Annotated in this window: 16 protein-coding genes; 5 read left to right on the plus strand and 11 right to left on the minus strand. The window is 45.8% G+C overall.

Annotated elements, in window-relative coordinates:
• Positions 1–43: 43 nt before the first annotated feature.
• Together CAG58_RS16355 and mdh are read right to left on the minus strand one after the other, a co-directional pair.
• Entirely contained in the window at positions 44–1,450 is a 1,407-nt protein-coding gene (locus CAG58_RS16355) for a basic amino acid/polyamine antiporter (RefSeq protein WP_158137773.1), read from the minus strand.
• A 720-nt stretch (positions 1,451–2,170) separates the two neighbouring features.
• Entirely contained in the window at positions 2,171–3,103 is a 933-nt protein-coding gene (gene mdh / locus CAG58_RS16360; RefSeq protein WP_004396084.1) for a malate dehydrogenase, read from the minus strand.
• Positions 3,104–3,554: 451 nt separating this feature from the next.
• Between mdh and argR the strand changes: the two genes are divergently transcribed.
• The 5 genes from argR (at position 3,555) to CAG58_RS16385 (ending at position 9,341) form a co-directional block, all read left to right on the plus strand.
• A complete protein-coding gene (argR, locus tag CAG58_RS16365; protein WP_004396085.1) occupies positions 3,555–4,025 on the plus strand; it encodes a transcriptional regulator ArgR in 471 nt (156 codons plus the stop codon).
• A gap of 379 nt (positions 4,026–4,404) precedes the next feature.
• Positions 4,405–5,373: a TAXI family TRAP transporter solute-binding subunit gene (locus CAG58_RS16370; protein WP_004396086.1), complete on the plus strand. Its 969-nt coding sequence runs from the start codon at positions 4,405–4,407 to the stop codon at positions 5,371–5,373.
• Positions 5,374–5,732: 359 nt separating this feature from the next.
• A complete protein-coding gene (locus tag CAG58_RS16375) occupies positions 5,733–8,315 on the plus strand; it encodes a TRAP transporter permease (protein ID WP_161425478.1) in 2,583 nt (860 codons plus the stop codon).
• Positions 8,316–8,383: 68 nt separating this feature from the next.
• Positions 8,384–8,821: a universal stress protein gene (locus CAG58_RS16380; RefSeq protein ID WP_040904710.1), complete on the plus strand. Its 438-nt coding sequence runs from the start codon at positions 8,384–8,386 to the stop codon at positions 8,819–8,821.
• Positions 8,822–8,939: 118 nt separating this feature from the next.
• Positions 8,940–9,341, plus strand: coding sequence for a DUF2061 domain-containing protein (locus tag CAG58_RS16385; protein WP_004396088.1), 402 nt, complete (start codon positions 8,940–8,942; stop codon positions 9,339–9,341).
• 37 nt (positions 9,342–9,378) lie between these two features.
• Here the strand turns inward: CAG58_RS16385 and CAG58_RS16390 are convergent, their stop codons facing one another.
• The 9 genes from CAG58_RS16390 to mreC all read right to left on the minus strand — a co-directional run bounded on the left by CAG58_RS16390 (position 9,379) and on the right by mreC (position 20,455).
• Positions 9,379–10,170 carry a glycosyl hydrolase 2 galactose-binding domain-containing protein gene (locus CAG58_RS16390; protein WP_161425481.1) on the minus strand — a complete coding sequence of 264 codons (792 nt, stop codon included), beginning with the start codon at positions 10,168–10,170 and terminating at the stop codon, positions 9,379–9,381.
• A 139-nt stretch (positions 10,171–10,309) separates the two neighbouring features.
• Entirely contained in the window at positions 10,310–10,732 is a 423-nt protein-coding gene (rraB, locus tag CAG58_RS16395; RefSeq protein ID WP_004396090.1) for a ribonuclease E inhibitor RraB, read from the minus strand.
• Positions 10,733–10,864: 132 nt separating this feature from the next.
• On the minus strand, positions 10,865–12,310 hold the full coding sequence (gene tldD / locus CAG58_RS16400) for a metalloprotease TldD (protein WP_154169266.1): 1,446 nt from the start codon (positions 12,308–12,310) through the stop codon (positions 10,865–10,867).
• The gene (locus tag CAG58_RS16405) at positions 12,307–13,140 is read right to left on the minus strand and encodes a carbon-nitrogen hydrolase family protein (RefSeq protein WP_154169268.1); all 834 of its coding nucleotides are present in this window, start codon (positions 13,138–13,140) and stop codon (positions 12,307–12,309) included. Before CAG58_RS16405 ends, tldD begins: the two co-directional genes overlap by 4 nt.
• 15 nt (positions 13,141–13,155) lie before the next feature.
• Entirely contained in the window at positions 13,156–17,022 is a 3,867-nt protein-coding gene (locus tag CAG58_RS16410; protein WP_161429804.1) for a YhdP family protein, read from the minus strand.
• 12 nt (positions 17,023–17,034) lie between these two features.
• The gene (rng, locus tag CAG58_RS16415) at positions 17,035–18,504 is read right to left on the minus strand and encodes a ribonuclease G (RefSeq protein ID WP_154169272.1); all 1,470 of its coding nucleotides are present in this window, start codon (positions 18,502–18,504) and stop codon (positions 17,035–17,037) included.
• Between the two features lie 22 nt (positions 18,505–18,526).
• The gene (locus CAG58_RS16420) at positions 18,527–19,093 is read right to left on the minus strand and encodes a Maf family protein (protein WP_161426212.1); all 567 of its coding nucleotides are present in this window, start codon (positions 19,091–19,093) and stop codon (positions 18,527–18,529) included.
• The gene (gene mreD, locus CAG58_RS16425; protein WP_040904712.1) at positions 19,090–19,578 is read right to left on the minus strand and encodes a rod shape-determining protein MreD; all 489 of its coding nucleotides are present in this window, start codon (positions 19,576–19,578) and stop codon (positions 19,090–19,092) included. The genes CAG58_RS16420 and mreD overlap by 4 nt, the downstream gene beginning before the upstream one ends.
• Positions 19,565–20,455 carry a rod shape-determining protein MreC gene (gene mreC / locus CAG58_RS16430; protein WP_161426213.1) on the minus strand — a complete coding sequence of 297 codons (891 nt, stop codon included), beginning with the start codon at positions 20,453–20,455 and terminating at the stop codon, positions 19,565–19,567. The genes mreD and mreC overlap by 14 nt, the downstream gene beginning before the upstream one ends.
• Between the last annotated feature and the right edge of the window lie 163 nt (positions 20,456–20,618).

Genomic DNA, 20,618 nt, shown 5'->3' on the forward strand with positions numbered 1-20,618 from the left:
GCCCCGACTCAAGTAAGGCGACAAGTGAGTCTTTGCTGGTTATCTAAAACCACCCTTGCCAGATTAAACCAAAGGCAAACAAAGCACATAGGGTTAAAGTGCCAGCACCGAGTTTCTCTCGCCCTAGAAAAGGCTGCACTCCCTGCTCTCGTTTGGCTTTAATATAAAAAGCAATACCAGGCAGATACAACAGGCTTGAAAGCAATAAATAATGCAATCCAGAGGCATACAACAACCAAGCACCGTAAAGCGTTGCTCCACATCCTATCAGTAATATTTTGCCTTGTTTAGACTCACTAAGCGCCAACTTCAGCGTGTAAGCGCCGACCAAAAAGTACGGCACTAAGATCATTTCCGAAGCAAAAATCAGCAAGGTGTCGTAGGTACTACCAGCAAACATCACGACAATTAATGACACTTGGATACAAACGTTGGTTAACGTCAATGCACTCGCCGGGCTACCTGCCGCATTTTGTTTCGCCAACCGAGCGGGAAACATACCGTCTTTTGCCCCTAAAAATGGCGCTTCCGAAGCCAACACTGTCCAGCTTAAAAATGCGCCACAAACAGAGATAATTAAACCAATCGCAATAATATACTGCCCCCAAGGACCCAGTATCTCGGTTAGTACTCTCGCCATCGACGGATTCTGATAGCTGGCCAGCTCGACGGGGACAATCACGCCCATCGATAGCAATGTCACTAAGACATAAATGGCTAACGCGGTCAGTAAACCAAAGATTGTCGCCCGTCCAATATCACGTCGCACCCGAGCTCGGTTAGAGACCACCACCGCACCCTCGACCCCAATAAATACCCAAACGGTAATCAACATGGTGGCTTTGACTTGCGACCATAAATCGTGCTCAGCGCCAAAGTGGAGTCCGGTAAAGTCGACCGTAAACGTCTGCCATCGAAAAGCGACCATGGCACATAAAATAAACAGTACCAACGGGATCATTTTCGCGCAGGTGGTCACCAAATTGATCAACGCTGCCGTTTGCACGCCACGTAAAACCAGCCAATGCACTAACCAAAGAAGTACCGAGGCACCCGCAATCGAAATCAACGTATTACCATCACCAAAAATAACCCGATCAGGCGTATCAAACAGCATGCCGAAAGTACTAAAGACAATCACTAGATAGGAAACATTAGCGACCATCGCACTGAACCAGTATCCCCAAGCCGAACAAAATCCAGCGAAATCACCAAAGCCAGCACGGGCATAACCAAACACACCGCTATTAATCTCTGGTTTATGGATCGCTAATTGCTGAAATGATAGGGCAAGGAAGATCATACCGATCCCGGTAATACACCAACCAATCATCACCGCCAAAGGACTCGCCACTGCTGCCATATTTTGCGGTAGGCTGAATACCCCAGCCCCGATCATAGAACCGATAACCAAGGCGGTTAAAGAGCCTAAACCTAATTTGTTATCCATGATTATTTCCAACCTTGCTTCTGGAAAACGCTATAGTAGTCAGAAATAGCATTCAATAGCAGACTCAACGTGATCCACTTCACTAACAAAGCCAACGTTTTTACACATTCATTGCCAACGATCAAATCTATGTCAGATTGCGCCATAAAATAGCCTTAGCTACCATAAAAAAGGCCAGATAATACTATTTTCCCAGAATTAATGAATAAAAATTTAATCTAATGCCACTTTTATGACTACTTTCATAGATAAAAAATTCAAACAATCAAAAGCTTAATCATCATTTGAAACTGAGAAAAACACGCTCGAATAATATCGCTCTACAACACATCAACCGATGCAGTGCGGCTTACTATATCTAAACAATTTGGCGTTACAGGTAATCGGCAAGTAAGCGAGTCCCCATGAGCCTAGACAGACTCTATGATTGAGGTGAACGACCTAGCCCCCTGCAAGCTTCAAGTAGGAAAGGGATAAAGGATCATGAATCGCAGAGAAGAGAACCTTAAGAATGGACGATCAATTCTTGATCTTTTAGGAAAGATAAGAAGGATGGTTGATACGGGTTTTAGATCATAAGATCATCGCCAAAAAAAATGCCACGAAGTCGAAACCTGCGGCATTATTCTTAGTTTTCATGCTTTACCATAACGACTGCCAATACGCACGCTGGGTGAGCGAACGAAATAGCGAGTCAAATGATCTTACGTCTAACGATCGTTATTTAACGAACTCAACGCCGATCTCAATGTCTTTATTGAGCGTTTCTAACATACCGTCGAGCGCTGCTTTTTCAAAGTCACTCAATGGTCCGTAGCTCAGCACTTCCTCAACACCATTTTTACCCAGTTTAATCGGTTGAGCAAAGAAAGGTGCGTGTTCGCTACCACCTTCAACATAAGCGTATTCAATCACTGACTCGCCTTGTAGTGCTTTCACTAAAGAGAGGCCGAAACGGCACGCAGCCTGTCCCATTGATAGTGTTGCCGAGCCACCACCCGCTTTGGCTTCCACAACTTCAGTGCCCGCGTTTTGAATGCGTTTAGTTAGCGCTGCAATTTCCTGCTCAGTAAACTCAACACCATCAACTTGTGACAGTAAAGGGAGAATCGTTACTCCAGAATGGCCACCAATCACAGGCACATGGACTTCGCTAGGATTTTTGCCTTTTAATTCCGCCACAAAAGTTTCAGAACGGATAACATCCAGTGTCGTGACACCAAATAGCTTGCGCTTATCGTAAACACCTGCTTTTTTCAATACTTCAGCCGCAATAGGCACGGTTGTATTGACCGGGTTAGTGATGATCCCAATACAAGCGGTTGGACAAACGTTGGCGATTCGTTCAGCGAGTGATTTGACGATTCCAGCGTTAACATTGAAAAGATCCGCCCGATCCATTCCCGGCTTACGTGCCACACCTGCCGAAATCAGCACGACATCCGCGCCTTCTAATGCAGGTGTTGGATCTTCACCGCAATAACCTTTGATCGACACTGGCGTTGGAATATGACTCAAATCAGCAGCCACACCAGGCGTCACTGGAGCAATATCATACAAAGCAAGATCTGAACCAGCAGGAAGATGATTTTTTAATAACAGAGCTAGGGCTTGACCGATGCCGCCAGCGGCACCAATAACAGCGACTTTCATCGTAGTTCTCCTTGAGAGTGAATCTTTTATATGTTTTTGGTAGGGTATCTTTTTATCCGATGTCAAAAAGCTATAGCAACTACATCTTGATTACAATCAATTAACCTCAGCTTTGCGACTTTGCGCAATTCCTCACTAAGACGCGACCGCTCGTTAGGCATTATGAGGGGATTTATCAGTTATGACAAAGCATTAGCCCCTCATTGATAAGCAAACGACTGAGCGTTACAGATAGGCGACAAGTGAGAGAATCCCCATGAGCATCGATAACGCTATGATGAGGGTAAGCGAGCGTAACCAATCCCACTGTAGCGACAAGTAAGAAGGATATAAACGTAAATACGGTATTTTTACAGTGACCATTTAGACAGTTTTCGACGATAATTTGCCTCTCTATCGTGAGCTATGTGACAATAGTCATTAATGGTTGAACAGCAAAAGAAAATCCACAATGCGCCCTACAGATAAACAAGATAACTTAGTTCGTGTTTTTAAAGCCCTATTGAAAGAAGAACGCTTTGGCTCACAAAGCGATATTGTTGATGCTTTAAAGAATGAAGGATTTGATAACATCAATCAGTCTAAAGTATCGCGTATGCTAACCAAGTTTGGTGCCGTTCGTACTCGTAATGCCAAAATGGAGATGGTGTATTGCTTACCCGCTGAGCTCGGAGTGCCAACGGTATCCAGCTCACTAAGAGAGCTTGTCCTCGATGTCGATCATAATAACGCTTTAGTCGTGATACACACCGGCCCAGGTGCAGCGCAGTTAATTGCTCGTTTACTCGACTCTCTTGGTAAATCAGAAGGTATTTTAGGTGTTGTCGCTGGCGATGATACTATTTTCATTACTCCAACCATGAATATTACGACTAAACAGCTATTTACTTCTGTCTGCGAGCTCTTTGAATACGCTGGTTAAAGCGCATTAATGACGGGTTACATTGTTAAACAAATGTGACCCAATTCACATCTCGCGTATCTTGCTATATCCAACAAAAAAGACTTTAAATTAATACTTATCAAATAATTAGCCTCATTCAATAACATTACCTATCGCTCAATACCACAGTGCTACCGATGATAATTTTTTACAATTCTATAATTTATTGAGTATTTTTTGTTATTATCATTCGGCACTTTTTCTGTTTTTCAACAGAACCAGCGCCAATTTCTAGAACCAAACGACTTGCCGAGGGCGCTAACCGCGCAATAACCTCAAGTCATCAGGGGAAAGGAATCATACCCCTCGACAACCGTACAAGCTCTTTGGGAATAATAAATAAAAGGAAGGGATATTCATGTTATTGAACAAGATCATTAAAGTGGGTGCTATCGCTGCGGCTGTCATGGGAGCGAGTGCGGTTCACGCTCAGGAGTTTATTACTATTGGTACTGGAGCCGTAACCGGCGTTTACTATCCAACTGGCGGTGCGATTTGTCGCTTAGTGAATCGAGACCGTCAAGAGCACAATATTCGTTGCTCTGTGGAATCAACCGGTGGTTCGATTTACAACGTCAATACCATGCGTAATGGCGAGCTCGATTTTGCTATCGTTCAATCTGACTGGCAATACCACGGTTATAATGGCACCAGTCAGTTTTCTGAACTCGGCCCTTACAAAAAGCTACGCGCGATGTTCTCTTTGCATACTGAACCTTTTAACATCATCACTCGCGCAGACTCGGGCATCAATAATGTAAAAGATCTTGAAGGAAAACGCGTTAATATCGGAAACCCAGGCTCCGGTGACCGCGCCACCATGCAAGTGGTAATGGACGCCTTTGGCTGGACTAATAGCAGTTTCAGACTAGCCTCTGAACTAAGAGGCTCTGAGCGCTCACAAGCGTTATGTGATAATCGTATTGATGCCTTTATCTATATGGTCGGACACCCCAATGGAGCCATCCAAGAGGCGACGACTTCTTGTAACGCTAAATTGGTCTCAGCAACTGGACCTGAAGTGACGAAAATTGTAGCCGAACGTCCTTACTACGCTTACAGCACCATTCCTGCGGGCATGTATCGTGGGACCGATAACGAAGTGACGAGTTTTGGGGTTGCTGCCACACTAGTGACCAGTGCCGATGTCTCCGATGAAGTTGCTTATAATGTTGCTAAAGCGGTGTTTGAAAACTTTGATACCTTTACTCGTCTTCATCCCGCCTTTGCAACCTTGAAAAAAGAAGACATGGTCAAAGCCGGCCTTTCGATTCCGCTCCACCCTGGTGCTGAAAAATATTACAAAGAAGTTGGTTTACTAAAATAAATCGCGATTCGTTGTAGGTAGTCGACCCATCCTCCAATCCCCATGCCCAGCACACGGCGCGTGGGGGTTGATTGGCGGTCTCTACTCAAAGTACTTTGTTTTATGGCTATCTATTTCCTCTCCTGACAACCATGGCTGACACAGTAAAGTGACTGAACATGAATGTTTTTAGGGGAAGGCATAGAATGATTATTTATTTGCACAGCACCCTCTTCTATTGAGCCTTCAGCGAACACCATACAGCCTAACGTTCAGCGTTATGTTGTGAATCTCCATGTACTTGAGAGTATCAATACCGTTCACTGACTATCGACTAAGCAATAGAAAAGGGATAACCATCAATATTAAGGATAACGTACATGACGCAGGCAACAACTCCGTCGCAGGATGTGCAAGAGATGGTTGCACAGGCAGATACTGGCGCAAGAAATCCACAGGGTTTCTCTGGGCGCATTTTGTGGTTTGTACCACTGTGCTGGTCTCTTTTCCAACTTTGGTATGCTTCACCCCTGCCATTTATTTTTAACTTTGCGATTTTAAATGATACCGAAGCTCGCGCTATCCATTTAAGCTTTGCGGTTTTTCTCGCTTTTACCGCTTATCCCGCGTTAAAACATTCTCCCCGTGACCGCATTCCAGCCGTGGATTGGGTCTTAGCTCTGGCGGGCAGCTTCTCGGCTGCTTATATCTATCTTTTTTATACTTCTTTATCCGGTCGCTCCGGTGCACCCACCGATACTGACATCATTGTTGCTGGTATGGGTATGCTGCTGCTCCTGGAAGCTACACGTCGTGCATTAGGTCCGCCGTTAATGTGTGTGGCAGGGCTCTTTTTGCTCTACACCTTTGCTGGGCCACATATGCCCGACGTCATCGCACACAAAGGGGCAAGCTTTAATAAGGCCATGTCCCATCTCTGGCTGACTACTGAAGGCGTATTTGGTATCGCTTTAGGGGTTTCGACTTCTTTTGTGTTCTTATTCGTGCTCTTTGGTGCGATGCTAGAACGGGCCGGTGCTGGTGCTTATTTTATCAAAGTGGCGTTTTCTTTACTCGGTCACATGCGTGGCGGACCGGCGAAAGCAGCCGTTGTCGCCTCAGGACTGTCCGGTTTAGTCTCAGGGTCGTCGATAGCTAACGTGGTCACAACCGGGACCTTTACTATTCCGCTCATGAAGCGAGTGGGTTTTTCTGGTACGAAAGCTGGAGCCATCGAAGTCGCCGCTTCAACCAATGGTCAGCTTACGCCACCAATCATGGGCGCTGCGGCCTTTTTGATGGTCGAATACGTGGGTATCTCTTATGTCGAGGTGATCCGAGCAGCCCTACTACCTGCGCTTATCTCGTACATTGCGCTTATCTATATTGTCCACCTAGAAGCTTGTAAAGCAGGGATGACTGGCCTACCTCGCCGTCGCCCTTCAACGTTACTCAACAGTTTGCTCTCTTTCACTGGCACCATTTTAGGGTTATGTGTAGTGAGTGCAGTGGTCTATTACGGGGTCGGTTGGACAAAAGATGTGTTTGGCGCGGCAGCGACACCGATCGTCACGCTGGCACTGTTAATCTGTTATTTTTTGCTGTTGAAAATCTCCGCTCAATACACTCACGAGCGTGAATTTAGTTTGGATGAAAACATTCAGGAAATCCCAGACGTTGGCCCAACAGTCAAATCTGGACTGCATTACTTACTGCCGATCGTGGTCTTAGTCTGGTGTTTGACCGTTGAGCGTTTCTCCCCCGGATTGTCGGCTTTCTGGGCCAGTGTGTTTATGATTTTTATTCTCTTAACGCAAAGACCGATCATTGCTTGGTTTAATCGCACTAACGATGCCGCTCAACAAGCCAAAGCTGGCGTTACAGACTTACTCGAAAGTTTAGTGTCTGGTGCTCGCAATATGATAGGGATTGGTGTCGCGACCGCCGCTGCTGGCACCGTGGTTGGTGTAGTCACCTTAACGGGCATTGGCTTAGTGATGACCGACTTTGTCGAGTTTATCTCTGGCGGTAACATTATGCTGATGTTGCTGTTCACCGCTGTGATTAGCTTACTTTTAGGTATGGGATTACCGACAACTGCCAACTACATTGTGGTATCGACGTTGATGGCTCCGGTGATCGTCACCTTAGGCGCACAGAGTGGATTGATCATTCCATTAATTGCCGTACACCTGTTTGTATTTTATTTCGGCATTTTAGCCGATGATACGCCCCCTGTTGGTCTGGCTGCTTTTGCCGCTGCCGCGATAGCGAAATCGGACCCTATTCGTACCGGTATTCAAGGCTTCACCTACGACATACGAACCGCTATTTTGCCATTTATGTTTATCTTTAATACTCAGTTATTACTGATGGGCATTGAATCATGGTGGCACTTAGCCTTAACCGTCGGCTCCTCGATCATTGCCATGCTGTTATTTTCAGCCGCGACTCAAGGCTGGTGGTTTACCAAAGCAAAATGGTGGGAAGTCCTGTTGCTGTTGCTGCTGACCTTTAGCTTTTTACGACCTGGATTTTGGTGGGACAAAATTTATCCGGCTAAGTATCAATACCCAGGTACGGACTTAGCCTATATCGTCGATAAAGCGCCGGTGGGTCAACCGATTGTGATGATCGTCGCCGGAGAAACCTTAATGGGCGACTATGTGTCGAAAACCGTGCAACTGCCGTTTGATGATCTAGCGCTAACGGCCGAAGAACGGATTCGTTCGATGGGGCTTACCGTTAATAAGATCAATAATCGAATGCTGATCGACGCTGTTGAGTTTCGTAGTCCAGCTGAAGCGGCAGGGATCGATTTTGATTGGGAAGTCCGTACGGTCGTCGTGGATAGCGATCGTCCAATGAAAGAATGGGTCTTTGTCCCTGCACTGTTGCTGACCTTACTGCTTGGCTGGAATCAAAGACGCCGCGCCCTCAAGAAAACGGCGATACAACCTTAACCTATTGTGACTTTGCTTTCCCCTGGCTATCGAATCTGCGGGGGAAAGCCATACAGAGATAAAAAACCATGTATAAACATATCTTAGTCCCCGTCGATTTAAATGAACAAGGCTTTGCTGATAAAGCCGCACAAAGTGCGGTATGGCAAGCAAGACACAGTGGTGCTCAACTGCATCTTTTAACCGTACTACCGGGTATTCACATGTCGATGGTCGCAACTTATTTCCCGCGTGACGCTGCCAATAAAATGAAGCAAGACGTTGGGCAACGTTTACAAGCATTTGCTCAGCAGTATCTGCCAGAGGACATTCACTATCAGTTGCATGTCGCTGAAGGAAAGCCCTACACGACCATTCTGGAGTATGCCGCCAAGCTCAAGGCAGAGTTAATTATTATGCCCAGCCATAAGCGCTCACGAATGGACAAAGTGATGCTCGGTTCGGTAGCCAGCAAGGTCGTCGAGAACGCCCCCATCCCCGTTTTAGTCATCAAACCGCAAGGTTAATTAGCAAACGGAAGGTTCATCGATTTTACCGATGAGATTAATTGTTCGATTCTCCTTTTCTTTTTGAGAATAATTATCAATAATGTTTACATCAAAAAGAAATAGGTGGGACCGGATCATGAAAAAAACACTCAGCTTCGCTGCTATTCACTTTACCATCGCTTTTACTATCGCTTATCTACTGACAGGCGATATCATTCTCGGTAGTTTAATCGCTATGCTGGAACCGATGGTCAATACTGTCGCTTTTTATTTCCATGAACGGGTATGGACTCAGCATCCAGCACTGCAACGTTACGCGGGCAAGACTCGGATAAAAACCGCCAGCTTCGCCGTCATCCACTTTAGCGTTGCTTTTGGTATTGCTTATTTACTCACTGGAAGTTGGTTAATTGGCGGCATCATGGCGATGATTGAACCCAGCTTTAATACCTGTGCTTACTACTTTCATGAAAAAGTATGGCAAAGTTTGCATCCACAGAAAAAAGGCACCGACAAACACTTTGGCTGTGCACACTAGGTAACATGAGCCAAAATGATCGGATCCCCCCGCCGCGTTATAACGGAAAATGAGTGACACACAAGGTGTCACTCAATGCCAGTTTAACCGAGGCTTGTTGTCCGTCTAACTCAACATCAATCGTATAAAGATCTTCAGGATTCGGTTTTTCTGCGTCGTAATAGCGAGGCGCATCGACTTGGAAAATAGCCGTCACATGATCACTGCGTACATCTATCGGTAAATGGTAAGTCATACCATCAAAACGAACCGCAGCAGACACTAAACCACTCGCGTAGGTGGTGAAGTAAAGATTCACTAACAGCTCACAACCACCACCATGATGCCAGATTTGCTCTGTCGTCAGATGTTCAAGGCGTAAGTGAGAAATAGCCTGTAAATAAGGCGCTCGCCAAATACCTATCCTCGAGTCGTATGCGACTCGCTTTTCTTCACCAAGCGGACAAATTGCCTCTTCAATCAACCAATCGTCTTCCTGATTTAAGAATAAAATTTCAAACCGATTTCGACCTAACTTAAGCAGCGAGCGGATCTCTTTTTTATAACGATGTTGCGTCCCATCACAATCAAAAATAGCGGCACCATTAAGACGCACTTCGGCTGGATAATCGATGCCTTCTATCACGACATCAATAGCAGCAAACGCTAAGAGATGTTCATCGACTTCAATATCATGCATTAAATGCCATTCTTGCTGCGCGAGATCATGCTCGGCCAATTCACTTGGCAAGGCGCAACTGAATGGATTGGGAAAATAAAGATCAACTTGAGGAATGGATACGTCTGTCAGAGGCGAAAGCTGCCATGGACCAGAGAGAGAAAGCTGCATTGTCATTGATTATCTTGAGCAAATTTATCTCATATATACCTGAGCGGGATCAAAAATACCAGCCGGCTGACTGGTATTTACTGTGACAAATTAATTGCTCACTGTGGCCGCGTTAATCGATAACGGCAACCACTGAAGGTTAGGCTTGCTCTTCGTCTTCGTCATCTTCTTCTGGATAAAGGGCATCTTCACCTTCGTAATACGTGCCCCACCCGTCGTAGATAACATCAAACTTTTCAGCTAACTCGACCAATTTTGCGACTTGCTGATCGATCGCTTGCGGATCCAAAACCGATTGCATCGTCGCATCAAAACAGAACAGTTTATGACCATCTTCATCTTCAGTCTCTTCCGCTTCCAATACTTCAAAACCCAGTTTGAAAGCTTCAACGGCCGCTTTCTCTAAAATTTCAAAATCTTCAGCAAACAAGTGATGTTCGATATCGTACAAGGCTTCTGGATCACTGCCGTCGTCGAGTAGTGCTTGGATAATATCGCGAGTCTCTTCTTTTTGCATTTCGATAAAGGCTTCAACAGAGAGATATTCATCTTCATGAGACATAATGGTGACTCCAGAGTTTATAAACAGGCTCAAAAATTAGCGCGAAATATCGCACGGATCGTCAATAATTACTACCGAGAAAAGCCGCTTTACACTAACTTCTCGTGTAAGCGGCCGATTTTATTCCGTCAATTATTCTGTCCCACCCACAGTTAACGCATCCAACTTCAACGTTGGTTGGCCAACACCGACCGGAACACTTTGTCCCGCTTTACCACAGACACCAACACCGCGATCAATGCTCAGATCATTACCGACCATTGAGACTTGCTGCATCGCTTCAATACCAGAGCCAATTAATGTCGCTCCCTTGATAGGGCGTGTCACTTTACCATTTTCAATCAAATACGCCTCTGAGGCCGAGAAAACAAATTTTCCAGAAGTAATATCCACTTGACCACCCCCAAAATTAGGCGCGTAAATCCCTTTCTTAACACTGGCAATGATCTCTTCTGGAGTATGCTCGCCGGGTAACATATAGGTATTGGTCATGCGAGGCATCGGCAAATGAGCATAGGATTCACGACGACCATTTCCCGTTGGGGCAACGCCCATTAAATGCGCATTGTGCTTATCTTGCATGTAACCTTTAAGCACACCTTTTTCAATCAGCACATTGTATTGACCGTGGACCCCTTCATCATCGACATTCAATGAACCACGTAAATCCTTTAACGTTCCATCATCGACAATCGTGCACAGCTTAGAGGTCACTTGCTGACCGATTTTTCCAGAGAAAACCGAAGACCCTTTACGATTGAAATCACCTTCCAAGCCATGGCCTACCGCTTCATGCAATAAGACACCAGGCCATCCAGAACCCAATACTACTGGCATGGTACCCGCAGGAGCCGCCACCGCTTCTAAATTCACCAACGCTTGGCGAATCGCTTCATCGGCGTAGGCAAAAGCAATTTTTTGGCCATTTTCTTCATTTAAAAAGTAATCATAATTAAATCGGCCGCCGCCTCCTGCGCTGCCGCGCTCACGACGATCGCCTTTTTTAGCCAACACGGAGATCGATAAACGCACCAACGGACGAATATCACCAGCATAAGTCCCATCAGTTGCCGCAACCAGCATCTGTTCATGAACCCCACTCAGGCTCACCGAGACTTCTTGAATCAAAGGCTCTTTGGTTCGAATATAAGCATCGAGCTGTTGTAGTAGCTCAGTTTTTTTCTGTTTTTGCCAATTCTCTAATGGGTTATCCGCCGCATAATATGCTTGGTTATCACTGCGTCGAAACGCCTGAACCTGACCATTTTTGGCTTGAGTCGCAATGCCTCGTGCGGCAATCGCACTTTGCTTTAATCCATCAAGCTGAATTTGATCCGAGTAAGCAAAACCGGTTTTTTCACCGCTGATCGCCCGTACACCAACCCCACAGTCGATATTAAATGAACCATCTTTAATAATGCTATCTTCTAAAACCAGCGATTCATGCCAACTCGATTGAAAATAGAGATCAGCATAATCAATATCGCGAGTCATGATACTGGCTAGCGTGTCAGCAATATCCTGTTCAGTCAGGCCGGTTGGGGCGAGTAACGCTTGTTCAATACGGGTAATACTCATAGCGGATTCTTTTTCTCTATAAATTGATGATGAAAACGTGTGTGCTCAAGCACGGGCATGTTTTGACGAATAGTTTGCAGCGAGCGTAAATCAATATCGACCAAGAGATTATCGGCTTCAGGACCGAGAGCGGCAGTGATCTCTCCCCAAGGGTTGATCACCATCGAATGTCCCCAAGTCTGCCTTCCCCCTGCGTGCTGCCCTGTTTGTCCAACGGCGACGACCCAACACTGGGTTTCAATCGCTCTCGCCCGTAATAACAACTCCCAGTGGGCTTGACCAGTCACCGCGGTAAACGCAGCAGGAACCAGTAAAATTTGTGCACCTTTTCGGCGTAGCTCACTGTATAAGGTAGCAAAACGCAGATCATAACAAATCGATAAGCCTAAATTAGCCAATCCCGTGTTCGCTACCACTACGCGCTGCCCCGCACAGAATAACGACGATTCACGATAACAGCGATGCTGATCAGCGACATCAACATCGAACAAGTGTAGCTTATCATAGTCTGCTAGCCATTCGCCCTGAGGTCCGAATAAAATCGAGGTACTGGTGATCCCCGTTGTGCGCCGAATGGGTAAGCTCCCCAGCAGTAAATAAACCTGATGCTGTTTAGCCAATAGAGCGAACCGCTGCTGAATAGGTCCTACATTCAATGGCTCTGCATTTTGCTGGTATTGCATATGGCTAGCAAATAGGGTCGCGTTTTCTGGCGTGACTATCAATTGTGCGCCTTGGCTCGCCAGCTGGGCGACCTGCTGTTCAATGTAGCTTAGGTTATCATTTACGACGTCACTTGACGTCATTTGCACCAATCCTATTCGCAGCATGATTCTCTCCTTGGCTTATTTTTTTAGTCGCTCAGGCAACTTAAATTCCCCTTTACGACGTGATATTTCACGTACATTCGGCGAGTTCAAAGGCCCTTTAACCTCATAATTAACTTGAGTAAACACCTCAACGACCGGTGAAATAACCGTAGTGATCGCTAACACATATAAGGCGGTAACTGGAGTAACGGCAAACGCTGTCATCACAGGGATCCCAGAGGTAAGATCAGGAACAAAGTTCACTTGTGCATCTACCATCTGGGTATTGAGATCCGCCATGCCGCGGATAGTCATCTCACCAGCAATCGCATCCATTTTAATATTATTGGTCACAAAAATACCTTGCTCGATATCTCCACTACCCGTTATACGGCTGAACGCCATCCCTTTGTCAAAAATATCGCTAAAATCGAGCTGCATTTTACGAATGATCGAATCGAGACTGAATAATCCAAGCAGATTCGCCGCCCCACTGACATTAGAAATAACCCCTTTACCTAATTCCGTTTCTACCGAACCCCGTAAGGTATTAATCCGCATCGACCATGGCGCACCGTCCCATTCGCTATGACTTTTCAGCGAAAACGGGGCTCGTTGTATCCCTGAGGTGATCCCAAAACGCTCCATAAGATCACTGTTATTCTCGCCTTGCATATCGATATTCATCAGGGTATGACTGTGATCTTCGGTTAGTGTCCACTCACCACTAATATTGATTTGATTGGTACCGCTGACAATATCAATTTTTTTCCAAGCTAAAGTATCGCCCTGACGCTGAAAGTCCATACTCAGCTTACCGACGCTGTATCCTTGTAGCCAAAAATCATCAATCACGAGAGTGAGATTCGGCATTAACTGATGAAAACGGCGATCAAACTCGGAGATCAGTGGCGCATCTTGCTTTTCTCTATCAATCAACAGACTGTGACCTTGATGTTGATCGAGCTGTGGAAGATAGAGGTGGAGACGTTGTAAAGCCACCGTCAGATCATAAGGTTGAATATAACTGGCTTGGCCTTGCACCTCTTGGCTATTGACCGTTACTGACCATCCAAGATTTTTTTGGCGTGCACTGAAGGCAACATCATGCCACTCTAAACCAGCGAAAGTGAGCTCTTGGACATCAACGTCGACTCGCTCAGGAATCGGCAGACTTGGTGTTTGCAACTCAGCTAACACACTAACCGCTTGGCTATCCGGTTGCTGATCAAGAATATCCAGCCATTGATCAAGATTAAATCTCTCACTGCGAATCTGAACATCATGTCCGGCGACAGGGCTCATTTTAAAACTGCCTTGCCCCAGCAACAAATAGCTTGCCGTTAAGTGTGGCACTGGCTGAGTAATATCAATCTCAGTTTGGTACTTCGCATCAGGCAGTTGTAAACGAGCGGACACCGTTTGCTGGTTACCTGAGGCTTGCAAACGTACTGTGCCTTGACGGTTGGCAGGTTTACCCAAAGGATATGGATAGTCACTCGCGATAGACTGTAAATTAGCCTGTGCATCGATTTGATAAGTAAAGCCAACATCATTGAGCTGAATATTGACCCCCATTTGCCAAGGCGCATGACCAGTGACCGGCGCTATCCAGTGCTCACCGACATAAGGCGCTAGCGGCAAGATATCCCAGTCACCGACTAAATCGATTCCGACATGATAACCTTGCGCGGCACTCTCACCTTTAAAATCAAAGGAAATCGGTTGTGTGAGCAGCTCGCCGGTTAGCCCTGCGGCCGAGACCTGATCATTATCAAAATGAATTCGTCCCGATACACCATTTAACGTCATTGGTGGCGTGTTGATCTCAACCTGATTATTCATCAAATCGGCCCACCCCCACGCTCGAACATCATGACCATGCGCAAAAGGAATCGCTAATTGGAACTGAGAATTGACCAGTCCACGTACGTCAATCGCGGTTAATGCAGCGCCAACGGAATCGACTAATGGGCTTGCGGTCATATAATCTCGCACCGCATTACCTTGAGCTTTGACCGTGGCACTGAGTTCTAACCAACCATCTTCAGACAAGTGAGCAATTTGTCCAACAATCCGCTCCGCCTCGACATCCATTAATGTCGCTGACCGAGAATCAAGGTACATGGATTCATTTTCAAACAGTAGATCAAGCTGTAGATCGGTGATCGCTGGCCAGGCGGTATCAAAGCTGAATTTCGCGTTTTTTAAACCGACCCAAGCTTGGAAAATACCGTTGTTATCCTGATAAGGAAACGCGGCAAGTTCGCCATACCAAAGTAATTTAGCGGTATCAACGTTACCGCCCTGAATCGATGTCGATAAGTAATCGGTAAGAGACTGGCCCAGTGCTCTCGTAGGTAAATAACGCCACGTTTCGCCCGCATTGTAGAGATCGGCTTCGGCATAAAAAGATAAGAAGGGCTCTCCTTGCGCCGGAAAATCAAGCCGAAATGCACCTAATACTTGAAGATCATCGGTCGCAGCGCTTACCTTATCGGCCCATAAACGCCAACCGTTTTCATCACGCTGCCACACCAGATCAATCGCGCCTTGACGCAGAGACAGCGGCGCTTGAAACACATCACCATAAGGCAGAGTTTCATCAGTCAAGCTCGCATGTATCACGGCGCTCTCTGCCGTCCCTCGGATAGTGGCTTGCAGATGCTCGATCCCGGGCAACAAATCCCACTGCTTAATCCCGCCTTGATTCACTCGAACAGAATACTGGATATCATCGTCTTGATTCACTGACAGTCGCACATCATCCAACAAACCATGGGGTTCTAAATGTGCAAGCCAGCTTTGCGCTGTTTGTGAATTTGGTATCAGTCTGACCAATGGCGTTAAGGTGGGTAGTGCCAGTTGAGAGACATTCAACCGCCAACCTTGTGGCTGCCAATCTAAAGCGAAATCCAATTCCGGCCATGGATTATCATCGGTTCGCAATTTGAGTGAGTGAGCGCTAACTTGCCAACCATTTTCTGTTGGAAAGAGTTGAACAATCCCCGACTCTAGCAATAACTCATGCCGTTCCGTATCATGCCACGCGAGCTCTGAAGGTTTGAGTTCAACATAACCATCAATAGGCTGATTATGCTGCAACGTGATCCAAGCATTAAAACTGATCAAACCACGCTCAATTCCCGTGGCATCAGCCAAATAACGCGTTAACCACGGACGAACTCGCAGTTTATCGGCGCTGATATAAAATTGCCCCGAAACATCACGCAATGAACCATGATCTTTAAAGTGAGCACTAACTTTTAATGAGTTAATTTCGCTATCGGCTAAACTGATGATCCCTTCCGCGATGTGTTGGCGTCCACGATTCTTCCAATGCAGTTTTTCGACATCTAATTGACGAAAGTCGCCCGCCATCGTTTGATAAAGAATGGTCGAATCTTGAATAGAAAAATCATCGAGCTGACGTAAGAATAAATCGTCTAAGCGCTGTAAAATTCGCCCTTGATCGCCCGTTTGGTTTGATGGCTCATCCGATGCTTGGTTGATTGCCAACCAATCAACAGAACGAACATCGAGATTTAATTGATGAATAACGAGATTGGCCACCACAGGCGATCGCTGTCTGAAGCTTTCTAATAAATCAAACTCGACATCAATCCGTGCGGTTTCAAGTTGTATTTGACTGCCATCAGGCAGGTTCGCCTGAACCCCTTGCAGAGCAAGCGAAGGATGGGTATTACGCCAAAAGCCACGCACATCGGCAATGGTAATTTGAATTTGGGTTTGTTCACCAACCCACTGTTGAATCTCGTCTTTAAAACGATTCATTTCTGGTAAGACGATACGTAAAGTGGTGATGACCAAGGCCAGCACCACCAACAGACTTACCAGTAACCACAACACTATCCGCCTAAGGCGAGTTAATATCGAAAGCACTCACAATCCTACTTACATCATGACAACATCAAATTGCTCTTGTACATACAAAGGTTCCGCTTGAATACGAACTTGCTTACCGATAAACACCTCTAATTCCGCAAGTGAGTGAGACTCATCCCCTTGCAAGGTATCCGCAACGGCCGGTGAGGCATACACGACAAATTTATCGGCGTCATAAGCACGATTCACTCGGGTAATTTCACGTAAAATTTCAAAACAGACCGTCTCAACGGTTTTTACGCTGCCACGTCCTTCACAAGTTGGACAAGTCGAACACAGAACATGTTCAATACTTTCGCGAGTTCGTTTACGGGTCATTTCCACTAAGCCTAATTGAGTAAAACCATTGATATTGGTTTTTACTCGATCTTTACTTAACGCCGCTTCAAGAGAAGCCAATACACGCTTACGATGGTCATCTGAAATCATATCGATAAAATCAATGATGATGATCCCGCCAAGATTACGCAGTCTCAGCTGGCGCGCAATGGCTTGAGTGGCTTCAACATTGGTATTAAAAATCGTTTCTTCGAGATTTCGACGCCCAACAAAAGCCCCAGTATTGATGTCCACGGTGGTCATCGCCTCAGTTTGATCAATGATCAAGTAGCCACCCGATTTGAGCTCAACTTTTCGTTCTAACGAACGCTGAATCTCATTCTCGGTGTCATACATATCAAAAATCGGCTTATCGCCTTCATACAAGCTTAATTTATCGGTCAGTTCAGGGACGTATTCAGAGGTAAATTCAAGCAAATTATCGAATTCTGTTCGCGAATCGACCAAAATCTTGGTTAACTCAGTACCAACAAAATCACGCAAAATTCGTTGCGCTAGGCCCAGCTCACCATACAACGTGGTACGCGTTTTGTATTTCGCACGCCGCTCCATGATTTTGGTCCATAGCCGTTTTAAAAACGCAGCATCTTGTGCTAACTCTTTTTCATTCGCCCCTTCGGCTGCGGTACGAATAATAAAGCCGCCATGTTCATCACAATATTGACCGACGACACTTTTTAAACGATTTCGCTCTCGCTCACTTTCAATGCGTTGCGAAACACCGACATGAATGGCACCCGGCATATAAACCAAATAACGAGAAGGAAGCGTGATATCCGTGGTTAAGCGAGCGCCTTTGGTGCCTAATGGATCTTTCACCACTTGCACCACAATATCTTGCCCTTGACGCACGAGCTCAGAAATGTCGCGCACCTTAAATTGTTGCTTCTCATTCTCAGCAACACATTCCGTGTGGGGCACAATATCAGAGGCGTGCAAAAATGCCGCTTTATCTAAACCAATATCAACAAACGCCGCCTGCATACCGGGTAAGACACGGCTGACTTTACCTTTATAAATATTCCCGACAATACCCCGTTTGGCTTCGCGTTCTATGTGGATCTCTTGCAGTACTCCACCTTCAATCATCGCTACCCGAGTTTCACTTGGGGTAACGTTTAACAACAACTCCGCACTCATGAGCGCACCTCAATGATGTAAGTTATAAAAATTCGTGCAAGAGCTGGTCCGTTTCATAAAGAGGCAAGCCAACCACGGCGTAATAACTGCCTTCTATTCGAGTGACAAAGCGTCCCCCTAATCCTTGAATGGCATAACTGCCCGCTTTATCGCAAGGCTCACCCGTTTGCCAATAATGCTCAATCTCTTGTTCAGATAATGCTTTAAACCACACCTCGGTAGTGACCAGTATCGAGCGCTGGCGATCAGCACTGACCACCGTTACCGCAGTCATCACTTGATGGCTAGTATTAGAGAGCTGTAACAGCATGCGTCGAGCATCAGCAAAATCTTGCGGTTTTTCCAGCACTTGTTCATTCAAGACAACAATCGTATCCGATCCGAGTACAACCGCGTCTGAGTTAGCCATCGCCAACCCTGCGCGTGCTTTATCCTCAGAGAGACGTAACACATAATCTTGGGCAGATTCTTCTGTTTGACGCTGTTCTTGCACATTAGGCACGACAATATCAAAATCGTATCCCAACTGAGCCAATAGCTCACGTCGCCTCGGAGAACCTGAGGCGAGCAGTAATTTTTTATGGTTCATTTTATATTCCAATGGCGACGAATACGGCGCAGTAATAAAAACATCCATGGCCAAAGTATACAGCTAATCACGCCACTCCAGAGTGACAAAGGGTTAAAAGTGACATCTTGTATTAAAAACTCACCACAAAAAATCAGTACCTCTAACCCCATCGCTAATAAAGCAATCACAATCGCTTGCTGCCAGAGTGCCATATTACGCAGTAATAAAAAGTTAACCGCAACAAGGTAAATCACGATGGACATCATCATGCCACGAATGCCTAGCGTGGAGCCGAGTAAAAGATCCCACAACAAGCCCATGATAAATGCAGTACCGACATTAACCCGATGAGGTAAGGCCATTACCCAATAGCAGATCACTAACAGCAACCAAGAAGGACGCAGTAGATCTAATGTCCCCGGCCAAGGGATCGTTTGTACAATTAGCGCTAATAAAAATGAGCCCCAAATCACTAAGCGGCTTGACCAATCATTGCGAGCCATGTCGTGCCTCCTTAAGCATATGTTGAGGCGTGGCTTGTAATACCTTTTGCTGCCGATCTTCATTCGGCCAAATCAACAGCAAATAACGCAAACGGGTAAAATCAACTACCGGAGTGGCTTTGATCACGGCAAATTCACGTCGAGTATCTTTATCTACCTCAGCAAGATAAGCCACTGGATAACCTTCTGGGTAAATCCCTCCCAATCCAGACGTCACTAACATATCTCCTACGTTCATATCCGTACTGGTGGCAATGTGCTCAAGTTGAATCTCATCCGTTTGTCCATTACCGGAAGCAATCACACGAATATCGTTACGAATATTTTGCACGGGTATGGCGCTATTAGGGTCGATTAATAATAGAACTCGGCTATTATGTGCGGCGACAAACGTCACCTGACCAACAATCCCTTTTTCATTAATGACCGGTTGACCTTCATAAACGCCATCCACTCGACCTTTATCGATCACGACTTGATGACGATAAGGTGAGGTATCGACCCCCATCACCTCAGCAACCACTTTTTTCTCATCACGGACAAAAGACGACCCAAGTAACTTACGCAGACGTTGGTTCTCTTCACGATATTGATCCAACAAAATGAGATCACTTTTCAAGATCAATACTTCACGTTTTAAACCATGATTACTCTCCATCAGTTGCTGACGAGAGCTGAATCGATCATAGAAACCATCAAACATACTGCGCGGTAAATCAGCAGCGTATTGAATCGGCGCCACAGCACTGTTTAAGAGAAAACGGACCTGAGAGAAGGCATCTAAACGACTGTCAGCTAGCATTAAGCTGGCTGAAGCGATCACGGCGAAAAAGAGACGTTGCTGTAAAGAGGGTCCTCGACCAAATATAGGCTTCATGTTAAATAATCCCAAATGTTGATTCAGGCATCAGGCGACACCTGTACCCAAACAACTTGACGTTGCAGCAAGGCGACAGGTAGACAAACCCCAACGCATAGGTAAACACTATGTGTTGGGGTCTACTAACTTAGCCAATACCACTAACGCTGCAAGCAGATAG

This window comes from Vibrio sp. V31_P5A7T61, assembly GCF_009904895.1.
Lineage (GTDB): Bacteria > Pseudomonadota > Gammaproteobacteria > Enterobacterales > Vibrionaceae > Vibrio > Vibrio metschnikovii.

Coding starts and splice junctions, on each gene's coding strand:
- mreD (WP_040904712.1), bottom strand. CDS start 19,578: ATGGCTCGCAATGATTGGTCAAGCCGCTTAGTGATTTGGGGCTCATTT.
- tldD (WP_154169266.1), bottom strand. CDS start 12,310: ATGAGTATTACCCGTATTGAACAAGCGTTACTCGCCCCAACCGGCCTG.
- CAG58_RS16380 (WP_040904710.1), top strand. CDS start 8,384: ATGTATAAACATATCTTAGTCCCCGTCGATTTAAATGAACAAGGCTTT.
- CAG58_RS16385 (WP_004396088.1), top strand. CDS start 8,940: ATGAAAAAAACACTCAGCTTCGCTGCTATTCACTTTACCATCGCTTTT.
- mreC (WP_161426213.1), bottom strand. CDS start 20,455: ATGAAGCCTATATTTGGTCGAGGACCCTCTTTACAGCAACGTCTCTTT.
- CAG58_RS16420 (WP_161426212.1), bottom strand. CDS start 19,093: ATGAACCATAAAAAATTACTGCTCGCCTCAGGTTCTCCGAGGCGACGT.
- CAG58_RS16390 (WP_161425481.1), bottom strand. CDS start 10,170: ATGCAGCTTTCTCTCTCTGGTCCATGGCAGCTTTCGCCTCTGACAGAC.
- CAG58_RS16375 (WP_161425478.1), top strand. CDS start 5,733: ATGACGCAGGCAACAACTCCGTCGCAGGATGTGCAAGAGATGGTTGCA.
- rraB (WP_004396090.1), bottom strand. CDS start 10,732: ATGTCTCATGAAGATGAATATCTCTCTGTTGAAGCCTTTATCGAAATG.
- rng (WP_154169272.1), bottom strand. CDS start 18,504: ATGAGTGCGGAGTTGTTGTTAAACGTTACCCCAAGTGAAACTCGGGTA.
- CAG58_RS16355 (WP_158137773.1), bottom strand. CDS start 1,450: ATGGATAACAAATTAGGTTTAGGCTCTTTAACCGCCTTGGTTATCGGT.
- mdh (WP_004396084.1), bottom strand. CDS start 3,103: ATGAAAGTCGCTGTTATTGGTGCCGCTGGCGGCATCGGTCAAGCCCTA.
- argR (WP_004396085.1), top strand. CDS start 3,555: ATGCGCCCTACAGATAAACAAGATAACTTAGTTCGTGTTTTTAAAGCC.
- CAG58_RS16405 (WP_154169268.1), bottom strand. CDS start 13,140: ATGCTGCGAATAGGATTGGTGCAAATGACGTCAAGTGACGTCGTAAAT.
- CAG58_RS16370 (WP_004396086.1), top strand. CDS start 4,405: ATGTTATTGAACAAGATCATTAAAGTGGGTGCTATCGCTGCGGCTGTC.